Raw genomic sequence first — 11,198 nt, forward strand, 5'->3', positions numbered from 1 at the left:
AGCACATGTTTGGCAGAAAAAAGAATAAGTCTGAAGTCGTAGTACCACCAGCTGACAATCAGGCTGTACCGGCAATAAATATGGTAAGCGAAAACACCGTCATTCAAGGGCTGATAACTGGTAGCGATGATATTCGCGTATCCGGTAAAGTTGATGGTGAAATTGAAATAACAGCCAAATGCATTGTTTCAGCAAGTGGCACCGTGATCGGAAATATTAATTCTAAAGACGCTGATATTGCCGGAAAAGTTGAGGGGCATGTTGTGTCAGCTAATCGTCTCATTCTCAGGCAGTCTGCGCATGTAACCGGTGACATTAAGACAAATGTGCTGCTGATTGAGGAAGGAGCCAAATTTGACGGGGCCTGTCGTATGGGCAGCACCATATCTTTAGAGAAAGAAAGTGAAGTGTAGCAGCAATGGCTACAACAACAGCAACAGCAGGCGAATAACGAGGAATACGGGGAATTAATGGATGTTCGCGGGTTTGGCCAGTATATTCAGTTCGGATTGCAAATCGGCATTACGATGTCCATACCAGTTCTGATAGGGGTTTGGCTGGATAATCGCTATCAAACCGGTCCCTGGCTCATGCTTGCGGGTATATTTTTAGGGTTTATATCCATGTTTTGGACCATCTATAAAACTGCAATGGAGTTAAATGAAAAGGACAGGTACAAACAAAAACACAAAAGAGATGTGTGATGTGGGCTAAATTTCTGCTATATTTGGCACTTATTGATGCAGTTTTGCTGGGTTCGGGTTTGTTGATAGCGCATTATTCGGCAAGCATGGATCTGATTCCAGGTCATCTCTTGGCTCTTGTTACGACAAGCCTTAATGCCATAGCAGCTTTTTACTTCGCAAAGGCAGGAATACATGCTACAATGAATGTATTTATGCTGAAGGTAATGGGAGGTATGGGGCTTAGGATGCTGGTGATGCTGGCAATCGTTTTTCTTATTATTTTTCTTACCGAGCTCCCTCAATTTCAGTTTATTATTAGCCTCTTTATTGCTTATATTTGCAAGTCTGTATTAGAAATTATTTTTATACTCAAAATTAAAGACAACCCGCAATTATTACGTAATGACTAATCTTGTTCGGACCGCATTCCTGGTTTTAGCTCTGTTGTATGTTATGCCTGTTCAGGCACTTGCGGAAGATAATAACAAGGATTACGGGGATATAGATGTAATAGCGAAGCTTGGTGACCGCTATTACATCGAATTTGAACCGCTGCCCAAACTGTATCTGCCAAGGATTTTAATTGCGGATGGCATTCACTTTTTCGGATCTACGAAAAGTGCCATGCAAAGCGGCTTGTTTCAGGATGCTTATTACATTGAAAATCCGCAGGAGTTTGTCGCGGGGGTTTCCGGTCCGGTAACATACAGATTGGTACAGGCCAATGGCGACCCGGTCACCCTGGACTTATCGATATCGAAGCACGTGGTCTGGTTCTGGCTTGCAGGTTTTCTGACCCTTTTCATTTTCGGCAGGATGGCCAAAAAATATGAAGCGGGCATCGGCCGCGAAACAGCACCACGCGGAGCCGGGATGAATTTTGCGGAAGTCATTATTGTCTATTTGCGGGATGAAGTAGTCAAGTCAAACATAGGGGAAGAGAAATACAAAAAATTTGCCCCTTATCTGCTCTCCTGTTTTTTCATGATTCTGTTCATGAACCTTTTTGGTCTCGCCCCATGGGGTCAAACACCTACCTCTGATATCTCCGTAACGGCCGCCTTGGCACTTACTACCTTTTTCATGGTGAACCTGAATGGCACAAAGGATTATTGGAAGCACGTTTTTGCAATGCCGGGCATTCCAAAGTTTATGCTGATCATCATGATTCCCGTTGAAATTCTGGGACTGTTCACAAAGCCCTTCGCCCTCGCTGTTCGTTTATTTGCCAATATGCTTTCCGGGAAAATGCTGATCCTAAGCATGCTCGGGATGATCTTTATTTTCGCGGGCCTTTATGGCGCGGGTCTCGGACTCGTGTCCGCCTTCCTATGGGTTCCCTTCACGCTCTTTATCTATGCGCTCAAGGTATTTGCTGCATTCCTTCAGGCGTACATCTTCACCATGTTCTCTGCACTGTTCATCGGTATGGCTTTGGAAGACCATAGCCATCACGACGAGCATCATCATGCAGAAACAGCTGCAGCACACTGATTTAATTTAAATCACCTTTCAACAACTGTTAACTAAATACACTTACACGTTCAGGAGTTATTATTATGGAAGTTACTCAATTTGCTGATATGGCCCACCTTGCCGCTGGTTTAGGTGCTGGTATTATTCTTCTCGGTGCTGGTTTCGGTATCGGTATGATCGGAAAAGGCGCTATGGATGCGATGGCTCGTCAGCCTGAAGCTGCCGGTGATGTGCGTACCGCTATGCTTATTGCTGCTGGTCTTATTGAAGGTGCTGCCTTCTTTGCATTGGTTATCTGCATTATTCTGGCCAACATCTAATAAGATAATTTCCAACAGGGTCCTGCTTTACCGGCTGTCTGAAATATTATCAGGTATAACAGCTCTTCCTAAGCCTGCCCCAAAACTTAAAAGCACATGAATCCGGTTTTAGCAAATGCGTTGCTGAATTTTGAGCCAGGTATTGTAATCTGGATCGGAATTACCTTCATCCTCTTTCTGCTGACCCTTCGCAAATTTGCCTGGGGGCCTGTGCTCGCAGCACTCGAAAAGCGTGAGCAAAGTATTCAGGAATCGTTAGATTCAGCTGAAAAAGCCATGAAGCGGGCAGAAGAAATCGCCCGTAATAATGACGAAGCGCTCCGCAAGGCTGAAGTAGAGGCCCAAAGGGTGAGGAAAGAGGCGAAGGAAGAAGCCGAAAAGATTCGTGTTGAAATTATTGAGAAGTCGCGTTCGGAAGCCGAAGCAGTGAAAGATCAGATTCTGGCTACCATTGATCAGGAAAAGCAAAAGGCAATGCTTGAACTGCGTTCGCACGTAGCGGAGCTTGCTCTCGAAGCAGCCACAAAAATCCTGAATGCTGAACTCGACAAAAAGAAAAATCAAAAGCTTGTCGATGATTTCATCGATGGAATTTCTAAGAACTAAGTCTCAATGATTCCCTCAAAAGCTGCACGCAGATACTCATCCGCCCTGCTGGGCTTCGCAATTGAAACAAATACGCTTGAGCGCATATTGTCTGATATGGAGTACATCCATAAAACAATTGAGCATTCTCGCGAATTGGTTCTTTTCCTGCGGAACCCGCTCATCAAAGCAGATAAAAAGCGGGACGCTATCAATCAGCTGTTTGGATCAAAGGTCTGTAAAGAAGTTAATTCTTTTTTCGACCTCGTTGCTTCGAAAGCCCGCTTTGACCTGATTCCGGGCATAGCAAAAGCTTTTATCGATGCTTATCGCAAACACAAGGGAATTGAGCTTGTTCACCTGTTCTATGCTGAAGAGCCCAATGCTGATCAGATCGATCGCATCAAAAAGGCGCTTGAATCCAAAACTGGGAAAACCATCGAACTGATAAGCCAGCACAAACCAGGACTCCTGGGGGGTGTTATGGTAAAAATTGATGACACGGTCATTGATGGCTCTGTAAAACACAAGCTTGAACAGCTTCAGCACTTGTTTTTTAAAGCTGCAATCTAAACCGATTCCGATTTAAGACTGAGATTAATTCAATATTATTATGAGCCATGTAAAACCAGATGAAGTATCCGCCATATTGCGCAAGCAGCTGGCAGGCTTTCAGTCTGAATCCGATATTTACGATGAAGGTACCGTGCTCGAAGTAGGTGATGGTATCGCTCGTGTTTACGGATTAAGTAAAATACAGGCCGGCGAGCTTGTAGAACTACCCGAATCAAGGGATAAAGAAGGAAACCCTGTACAAGGAATGGTACTGAACCTTGAAGAAGACAATGTTGGTATTGTACTTTTCGGTTCTGCAAGTGCTATTCAGGAAGGTCATACCGTGCGACGCACCAAAAAAATTGCCTCCATTGAAGTGGGCGAAGGTGTCTTAGGACGTGTACTTGACCCCATTGGCAAACCGGTTGACGGAGAAGGCCCGATTGCAGGAAAAACCATTCTGATGCCGCTTGAGCGTAAAGCTCCCGGTGTAGTTTATCGTGAGCCTGTAAGCGAACCGCTTCAGACAGGTATCAAAGCTATCGACTCCATGATCCCGATCGGACGTGGGCAGCGTGAGCTTATTATCGGTGACAGACAAACCGGTAAAACAGCTATCGCAATCGATACCATCCTCAATCAGAAAGCGTCTCACGACAAGCAGGACGGTAAAGGTGTTTACTGTATTTATGTTGCGATCGGCCAGAAAAATTCTACCATTGCGCAGGTAAATCAGATTCTTGAGCGTGAAGGCGCCAAGTCTTACACAACGATTGTATCAGCACCTGCAACAGCACCAGCGCCGCTTCAATATATTGCCGCCTATGCCGGTGCCGCAATTGGAGAGTATTTCAGAGATACGGGGCGTCACGCGCTCATTATTTATGATGATCTTTCAAAACAGGCTGTAGCTTACCGCGAAGTTTCCTTGCTTCTTAGACGTCCGCCAGGACGCGAAGCTTACCCCGGTGACGTATTTTATCTTCACAGCCGTCTTCTTGAGCGGGCAGCCAAAATTAACCGTAACCAGGCTGTAGCGGAGCGAATGAATGATGTACCGGCTGAACTCAAGCCCCTTATTAAAGGTGGTGGTTCACTGACCGCCCTTCCGATTATCGAGACGCAGGCCGGTGACGTTTCCGCTTACATCCCTACAAACGTAATTTCCATTACGGACGGTCAAATCTTCCTTCAGACCAACCTGTTCAATTCAGGTGTGAGACCGGCTATTGATGTAGGTATATCCGTATCCCGTGTAGGTGGTTCTGCACAGGTTAAAGCGATGAAGAAATTGTCTGGTACCCTGAAGCTTGACCTTGCCCAGTATCGTGAGCTTGAAGCATTTGCCAAGTTTGGTTCTGACCTTGACGCTACTACGCAGCGTCAGCTTGCTAAAGGTGAGCGTTCGGTTGAACTCCTGAAGCAGAAGCAGTATTCACCGCTGTCCGTTGAAGAGCAGGTTGCTGTTTTGCTTGCAAATAACGAAGGCGTTCTGAGCGAACTTCCGGTTGACAAAATTCAGGAGTTTGAAAAGAACTTCCTTGAAGCGCTGCACCTCAAATATCAGAAAGAGCTCGATGAACTGAGTGCTTCCGGAAATCTTTCGGACGAATCAAAGGGCAAATTCCTTGATGCAGCAAGAACAGCCAAAGACGAAATATTAAGCTCCGTTTCTTAAAATTATGGCCAATTTACGCGAAATACGAGACCGCATTTCTTCGGTAAAAAGCACGCAGCAAATCACCAAAGCTATGAAAATGGTGGCTGCAGCTCGGCTTCGCAAGGCCCAGGAAAATGTGATTGCAACCCGGCCCTATGTGGCAGGGTTGCAGTCTGTTATTGAGAAGCTTAGCAGCAGTACAGCTTCTCAAAACATTTTCATGAAGGATGTTGAAAATCCGCAGAGCATACTACTCATTGTGATAGGCTCCGACAGGGGACTTTGCGGTGGTTTCAACAGTAATCTCTTTCGTTTTGTGACCGACACGCTTAATCAAAGGTTCCCCGGTTTTAGCAAAGACGGAAAACTTTCAGTTCTAACTATAGGCCGTAAAGCTGGAGATTTTTTCAGCAAAAGGGATTTCAAGGTAATACAGCAGAACAACGGATTTTTTGATAATCTGCGGTTTGACCGCTCCGCTGAAATTTCAGAAGCTGTAGCAAAAGCTTTTAGTGAAGGTACCTATGACGCTGTTTTTCTGGCTTTCAACGAGTTCAAAAGCGTTATTGCGCAGAACAGAATCTTCACCAAGCTTCTGCCTGTAACCGTTGAAGAAGCTGACGATGACTCAGCTGACAACATCGACTACATTTTCGAGCCCAACGCAGCTCAAATATTAGATAACATCATACCTTTGCATATCAACATGCAGCTATGGCGTGCGCTTCTTGAATCAAATGCTTCAGAACAAGGTGCACGAATGGCCGCCATGGATAATGCGACGGAAAATGCCAAAGAAATTATAGGTCATCTCAACCTGAGCTACAACAAAGCACGTCAGGCTGCGATTACGACAGAACTTTCAGAAATTGTTTCCGGTGCTGAAGCATTGAACGGATAATTTTTTTATATTACAAAGATACGGAGAGTTGGCAGAGTGGTCGATTGCGGCGGTCTTGAAAACCGTTGAGGCGAAAGTCTCCGGGGGTTCGAATCCCTCACTCTCCGCAGAAAAGCCTTCATTACAAGTGAAGGCTTTTTTTGTATCATGAACTTGTATCCAACGCGTTGCAGAAACCTCTTGTCAACCACGTCCGCTTATTTAATATATGAGACACGTCTTCCTCTTTCCTTTTAGTAGCGCGATTCTGTATTTGTCGGTAATCTGCCTTAGTGTGGTAGTTTTACCACAGGGTAAGGCAAATGGCCAAGATCTCAATGTTGCAGCTTCGGATACCGTATCGGTGAGCTTGTCTGAGTTTCTGTCAATCGCCGCCGAACACTCCAATGAATTGCGTGCCAGAAAACAGTCTGTTGAGCTTGCCCGTAACCGAAATCAGGAAGCCCGCAACAGCCGCATTGTTCCCAACTTCACCTTAACAACAGCACATGGACTGATTCCCGGCGTCAGAAGCCGTGATGGCGCAGACTTTCCCTCATCGCAACTCTATCTCGACCCAAGCCTTCGTAACGATTGGGAAGACTGGGCTTTTTTTAATCAGTTTGAAATTACAGCCTTACAGCCGGTATATACTTGGGGTGCAATCCGGAACGCAATAAAAGCCTCACAGGCGGGGATAAACGTGAGTCTCTTCGAGTATCAGGCGCAGGAACAGGAAGTTAAGCTTCAGCTTTTTCAGCTATGGCAGGGCAAGCTTTTAGCTATGGAGCTGGAAAGACTTACTGTAGAAGCCGAACGAACAATTGAGCTTGCCGAGCGTGAGCTCATTAAACTTTTGGATGAAGGCAGTGATGAAATCGATGACGCTGATTTTTATCAATTTGAGATTTTTAAGTTTGAATTTCAGGCACAACAGGAAGAAGTCAGGCGAAATATAGCTTTCCTCGAGCGTGCATGGGCGATTGCGCTCGGAAGCAGAGAAACCGGAATTGTTTATGTTCCGGAAGACCGTTTCCTTGACCCGATAGACAAGGAGCTTGACACGCTGGACAGCTACGTAATGCAGGCTATGCAAGCACGCCCTGAAGTGCTGCAGATTGAATCAGTACGGGACGCCGCCGGATTTGGCCTTGAAGCGCAGCGTGCACAGCGGTTTCCGGCTTTATTTCTGGGTGCGACTTACCGGTATGCTTACGCTCCGAACCGGCCACGGCAGCGGAATCCTTTCATCAGCAACCCGGCAAATACAGAAAGTTTAACTGTCGGTCTCGGGTTAAGACAAAACCTGAATTTTTTCCAGCTCCAAAACAGAACTGAGCGCTCGCAGCTTCAGTTCAGGCAGGCAAGCTATGCACTTGATGCGGTTCGGGATGGCATAGAACTTGATGTAAGCGACAAATACAAAGATGTACGTGTAGCAAGCAAAAGGCTGTCAACCATTGAAGGTGCACTGGATGTAAGCAGAAACTGGCTCCGGCAGGAACAGCTGGATTACGATATCGGCTTTGGTGACATCCCCAACCTGATTGACGCCTTCACGAAAAACCTCGAGCTTGAAGCACAGCAGAAGCAATATATACATGATTTCAACGTGAGGCTTGCGCGTTTGCTAAATGCAGGCGGCTTCCGACTTGATCAAATATTTACGAATTAAGCACACTCCCCCATGAAAGTATTCCTAATAATCTTTTCCATCGTATTCGGCACAGCTGTACAAAATAGTGTGCAGGCTGCCGCTGCCGTTGCAGATGAACAGGCCGTAATTGATGAAGTACGGCAAATGCTGATAGACCGCGATCAGGAAATAAAGGCTTTACTCGGTCCCGAAGATTCAGAGCATTCCGAGGCTCAGCGGGATGAACTGATGGAGATCATCAATCAGATCATCGACTACAGGGCTATGGCACGGCACGCGCTTCAGGATACCTGGGATACCCTGTCGGATGATCAAAAAGATGAGTTTGTGGATGTTTTCGCGCGAGTCATTCGTGATCAGTCACTTAACAGCCTGGAAATCTATCGCGCAGAAGTTACATATGAGTCTTTTGATGTAGATGGTCGTTTCGTAACTGCGCACACCATTGCCATTTTGGATAATGTTCGTACCCCCGTCATTTATGAAATGGAAAACCGGGATGGCGAATGGTTTGTAATTGATATGTCCGTTGATAATGTTTCGACCGCTGACTCATACCGTCGTTCATTTCAGCGCATTATACAGCGCCGCGGATTCGACGCCCTTATGGATAACCTGCGCCGACGTGCAGGTGTATCGTAACCGCAGGATTTATCCCTGCAAACCAAGCTCCCCATAAAGCAGCCGTAACTTAAGTTTACCCGGAACGTCGTCATGCGCAAAATTAGCACAGTATCCTATTTGAAAGCCATCATGCTAAGTGTGATCATCATGGCAGCATGGCATGGGGGCGGTATAACGGAAACGAATGCACAGCCCCTGAATCCTTCCGGGGAGCTTTCGCCGCTAAACGCAGATCATATTTGGGCACAAACCCTAAGCGGAAGTCATTTTAACGAATTCTGGACCTGGCACTTTTTTATGGATGACGGCATGCTCGTCACTATCACTTTTTCGGCAGCCAACTTCGGCAGCTTAAAATCACCGGTATCCGGTGTCAGGGTTTCAGTCGTCGGCCTGGAAGGTGAAACCTGGCAGCTCACCCGTGAATATCCGATTGAAGAACTCATTCAGGATCGCGAAACCGGCTTGTTTCAGCTGCGCGACGAACGCGAAGTATGGTTCAAAGGCAGCCTGCCCGATGATATGCAGCTGCGTATTGAAACCACAAAAGACGGCATTACCTATGATATACACCTTTTTCTTGATGATATCCATCCGGGTTTCAAGTTTGGGGATGGCATCTATCGGATCGGCAGTGAAGAGATCGGCATTTTTACGCACATCCCCTTTGCAAGAGCACGCGGGCACATAGAAGTGAATGGCACGCGCCGCGATGTTACCGGCACGGCCCACATGGACCACACCTTTCAGCACCAAACCACAACGCGATTGATGGACAGCGGATACCGCTTCATCTCACACACCGATGAAGACAACTGGGATGTCCTGTTTTTCTTTCTGCCGGCGGGAGAGCGAAATCTGCGCACAATTGGGTACATGCTGAGCAGTACCGCCGGAGAGCAGGATATATTTGCAGTACACAACATTGAGCGCAAAAATACATCGAGGCTGCATGGTAAGCGTGTAGCTGCGGAAGCCGAAATTATGCTCATGCACCCCGCCGGTACCATCAAAGTCGCAAACCTAAGGCGTGAGCGCGACATGGAGCGGTTTTCCATGCTTTCGGAGCTCTCATGGGTTGAGCGCAGGGTTGCGCGCACTTTTTTGGGGGGCGAAGTGCTTGAATTCAGGGGTGAAGCAACTTTTAGCGTTCCGGGTCGTGAGACGGCCACGGGATTTTATAACTTCTTCCTCGTCGACTAAAAAAACAGCGCCTGATGACACGCAGGATTCGCAAAGAAACGGTCTTTTAAGAAAACGAACAATAATGCGCCCGGCGGAACTCAACGAAGGTATCCACACATAGCTTTTTCATAACCCAAACAACGGTAGAGATTTCATTGACGCGCATACTCTTCTGTTCAGGATTTTTTATAGGCAAAAGTACATGATACTATAAAGCTTAGAGCAGTATATTCATTTTATCCTGAACATAAGTCGGGAAATTATTAAGTAAGGGAATAACAGGGTATAATTGGTATTTTGGGGCATCCAATCAGTCAAAACAAGTTCGGATTAAATCCGTGGCACAGCTTCAGCAGTATCGCTCCGCTTCAGGTTTTTGCCCGGCTCATACACCCGATACGCTTAAAATGAACCCACAATTGCACAGCTAATGCCGCACGAGCTAAAAGGGGATGAAGGATACGTTTTTACCAGCTTCGGCAAGCAGAGCTATCTGCGCGATGTCATTGTAGCAGTTGACGCGCTTCGCCGCTTTGATACCGTCCGACCTGTAGCCCTGTACTGTTCTGAAGAACACGCCAATGAACTGCAAAAACTTGCATTCAGAGAGTGGTTCACAAAAATTGTCATCCTGCCTCAAGAAAATCAGTCTATTATCGGGTTTAAACATCAGCTGTACCGCTTCATGCCCTTCACATGCAATATGTACCTTGATTCCGATATGATTTGGTGCCGGAATCCCGATCCTGTTTGGTACAGCATGCGGCCGTTTGGGTTCACGCTTACAGGAAACAAGTCAGCGGATATTTTTTTTGGTGCACCCAAATCATTTGGCATATCGCCCCACATCCTTTTTCGACGCCGGCAGAGAACCCTGCGCAGATTCGGACTTACACACCTTTACAGGGTACAAACAGGCCTGATGTTCGCACGTGATGAGCAACTCACCCGCGAAGTATGCGAGCAGGCAACGGCATTCCTCCATCGCATGGATGAAACCCATTTCACAAGCCGAACCAACGAAAAAAAACGCAGTCTTGAGAGCTGCGAATGGAGCCTTGGCATGGCCGTAAGCCATCTCGGCCTGCACCTCATGCCATGGTTCAACGGCTACGAAAGTCTGCAACTCGACTACATCCGCTACCTCACACACCACAATGCGGATTTCACGAAAGTCGCCTGTAAATATTACTGCAACCCATTTATTTACGGGCTTCGGGGCATAAAAACGCTATGGGTTCACAAGCTCCTGAAAAGCCTTTTCTGGGCACTGCCGCGCAGCAACGATCACATCTGGGTAACGCCCTACCTCCTCCATTTTGGCTGGCTGCACGAAAAAGAAGTGTTCGAAGCCTATGCCGAACGCCGCTGGACCCAACTGACGCAAGGCGGGTAGATCCGGCAAAAGAAGCCCCGCTATTGTGGCAGCGCTGATTCCGGTTTTTTTATTTTTGGGGGAAAATTTCGTGAACATCAGGAGTTTGGGCGACAGATTGAGAAATCCCAAATCAAAGATAGGCCCCTTGCTTTTTTCTCCGAAAACCAGCCCACAAGCTAACCGGCAGCATCA

At 46.8% G+C, this 11,198-nt stretch carries 13 protein-coding genes and 1 tRNA gene; all 14 read left to right on the forward strand.

All coding sequences use genetic code 11. The features are described from left to right. Positions 1-5 precede the first annotated feature (5 nt). The 14 genes from CYPRO_RS05980 (at position 6) to CYPRO_RS06045 (ending at position 11,024) form a co-directional block, all read left to right on the forward strand. The gene (locus CYPRO_RS05980) at positions 6-413 is read left to right on the forward strand and encodes a bactofilin family protein (RefSeq protein WP_114983742.1); all 408 of its coding nucleotides are present in this window, start codon (positions 6-8) and stop codon (positions 411-413) included. A 57-nt stretch (positions 414-470) separates the two neighbouring features. Beyond that, a complete protein-coding gene (locus CYPRO_RS05985) occupies positions 471-704 on the forward strand; it encodes an AtpZ/AtpI family protein (protein WP_114983743.1) in 234 nt (77 codons plus the stop codon). A gap of 23 nt (positions 705-727) precedes the next feature. Beyond that, positions 728-1,096, forward strand: coding sequence for a hypothetical protein (locus CYPRO_RS05990; protein WP_124245540.1), 369 nt, complete (start codon positions 728-730; stop codon positions 1,094-1,096). After that, the gene (gene atpB / locus CYPRO_RS05995) at positions 1,089-2,180 is read left to right on the forward strand and encodes a F0F1 ATP synthase subunit A (protein ID WP_114983745.1); all 1,092 of its coding nucleotides are present in this window, start codon (positions 1,089-1,091) and stop codon (positions 2,178-2,180) included. The genes CYPRO_RS05990 and atpB overlap by 8 nt, the downstream gene beginning before the upstream one ends. A gap of 65 nt (positions 2,181-2,245) precedes the next feature. Beyond that, a complete protein-coding gene (atpE, locus tag CYPRO_RS06000) occupies positions 2,246-2,482 on the forward strand; it encodes an ATP synthase F0 subunit C (RefSeq protein ID WP_114983746.1) in 237 nt (78 codons plus the stop codon). 96 nt (positions 2,483-2,578) lie between these two features. Further along, positions 2,579-3,088 carry a F0F1 ATP synthase subunit B gene (gene atpF / locus CYPRO_RS06005; protein ID WP_114983747.1) on the forward strand — a complete coding sequence of 170 codons (510 nt, stop codon included), beginning with the start codon at positions 2,579-2,581 and terminating at the stop codon, positions 3,086-3,088. A 6-nt stretch (positions 3,089-3,094) separates the two neighbouring features. Then, a complete protein-coding gene (gene atpH, locus CYPRO_RS06010) occupies positions 3,095-3,640 on the forward strand; it encodes an ATP synthase F1 subunit delta (RefSeq protein ID WP_114983748.1) in 546 nt (181 codons plus the stop codon). Positions 3,641-3,680: 40 nt separating this feature from the next. Continuing rightward, positions 3,681-5,300 carry a F0F1 ATP synthase subunit alpha gene (gene atpA / locus CYPRO_RS06015; protein WP_114983749.1) on the forward strand — a complete coding sequence of 540 codons (1,620 nt, stop codon included), beginning with the start codon at positions 3,681-3,683 and terminating at the stop codon, positions 5,298-5,300. A gap of 4 nt (positions 5,301-5,304) precedes the next feature. Beyond that, the gene (atpG, locus tag CYPRO_RS06020; RefSeq protein WP_114983750.1) at positions 5,305-6,183 is read left to right on the forward strand and encodes an ATP synthase F1 subunit gamma; all 879 of its coding nucleotides are present in this window, start codon (positions 5,305-5,307) and stop codon (positions 6,181-6,183) included. Between the two features lie 22 nt (positions 6,184-6,205). Continuing rightward, positions 6,206-6,290 (forward strand) — tRNA-Ser (locus CYPRO_RS06025). Between the two features lie 101 nt (positions 6,291-6,391). Continuing rightward, positions 6,392-7,837: a TolC family protein gene (locus CYPRO_RS06030; RefSeq protein ID WP_114983751.1), complete on the forward strand. Its 1,446-nt coding sequence runs from the start codon at positions 6,392-6,394 to the stop codon at positions 7,835-7,837. 12 nt (positions 7,838-7,849) lie between these two features. Beyond that, the gene (locus CYPRO_RS06035; RefSeq protein WP_114983752.1) at positions 7,850-8,461 is read left to right on the forward strand and encodes an MlaC/ttg2D family ABC transporter substrate-binding protein; all 612 of its coding nucleotides are present in this window, start codon (positions 7,850-7,852) and stop codon (positions 8,459-8,461) included. Positions 8,462-8,533: 72 nt separating this feature from the next. Continuing rightward, entirely contained in the window at positions 8,534-9,646 is a 1,113-nt protein-coding gene (locus tag CYPRO_RS06040) for a hypothetical protein (RefSeq protein ID WP_114983753.1), read from the forward strand. A 412-nt stretch (positions 9,647-10,058) separates the two neighbouring features. Further along, a complete protein-coding gene (locus CYPRO_RS06045) occupies positions 10,059-11,024 on the forward strand; it encodes a hypothetical protein (protein WP_114983754.1) in 966 nt (321 codons plus the stop codon). The last annotated feature ends 174 nt before the right edge of the window (positions 11,025-11,198 follow it).

Origin of the sequence: Cyclonatronum proteinivorum, assembly GCF_003353065.1 — a bacterium.
Classification (GTDB): domain Bacteria; phylum Bacteroidota; class Rhodothermia; order Balneolales; family Cyclonatronaceae; genus Cyclonatronum; species Cyclonatronum proteinivorum.

Bases quoted from the DNA above. Each gene is read 5' to 3' on its own strand.
- atpB (WP_114983745.1), top strand. From the start codon at position 1,089: ATGACTAATCTTGTTCGGACCGCATTCCTGGTTTTAGCTCTGTTGTAT.
- atpA (WP_114983749.1), top strand. From the start codon at position 3,681: ATGAGCCATGTAAAACCAGATGAAGTATCCGCCATATTGCGCAAGCAG.
- atpE (WP_114983746.1), top strand. From the start codon at position 2,246: ATGGAAGTTACTCAATTTGCTGATATGGCCCACCTTGCCGCTGGTTTA.
- CYPRO_RS05980 (WP_114983742.1), top strand. From the start codon at position 6: ATGTTTGGCAGAAAAAAGAATAAGTCTGAAGTCGTAGTACCACCAGCT.
- CYPRO_RS05985 (WP_114983743.1), top strand. From the start codon at position 471: ATGGATGTTCGCGGGTTTGGCCAGTATATTCAGTTCGGATTGCAAATC.
- CYPRO_RS06030 (WP_114983751.1), top strand. From the start codon at position 6,392: ATGAGACACGTCTTCCTCTTTCCTTTTAGTAGCGCGATTCTGTATTTG.
- CYPRO_RS06035 (WP_114983752.1), top strand. From the start codon at position 7,850: ATGAAAGTATTCCTAATAATCTTTTCCATCGTATTCGGCACAGCTGTA.
- atpF (WP_114983747.1), top strand. From the start codon at position 2,579: ATGAATCCGGTTTTAGCAAATGCGTTGCTGAATTTTGAGCCAGGTATT.
- atpH (WP_114983748.1), top strand. From the start codon at position 3,095: ATGATTCCCTCAAAAGCTGCACGCAGATACTCATCCGCCCTGCTGGGC.
- atpG (WP_114983750.1), top strand. From the start codon at position 5,305: ATGGCCAATTTACGCGAAATACGAGACCGCATTTCTTCGGTAAAAAGC.
- CYPRO_RS06040 (WP_114983753.1), top strand. From the start codon at position 8,534: ATGCGCAAAATTAGCACAGTATCCTATTTGAAAGCCATCATGCTAAGT.
- CYPRO_RS06045 (WP_114983754.1), top strand. From the start codon at position 10,059: ATGCCGCACGAGCTAAAAGGGGATGAAGGATACGTTTTTACCAGCTTC.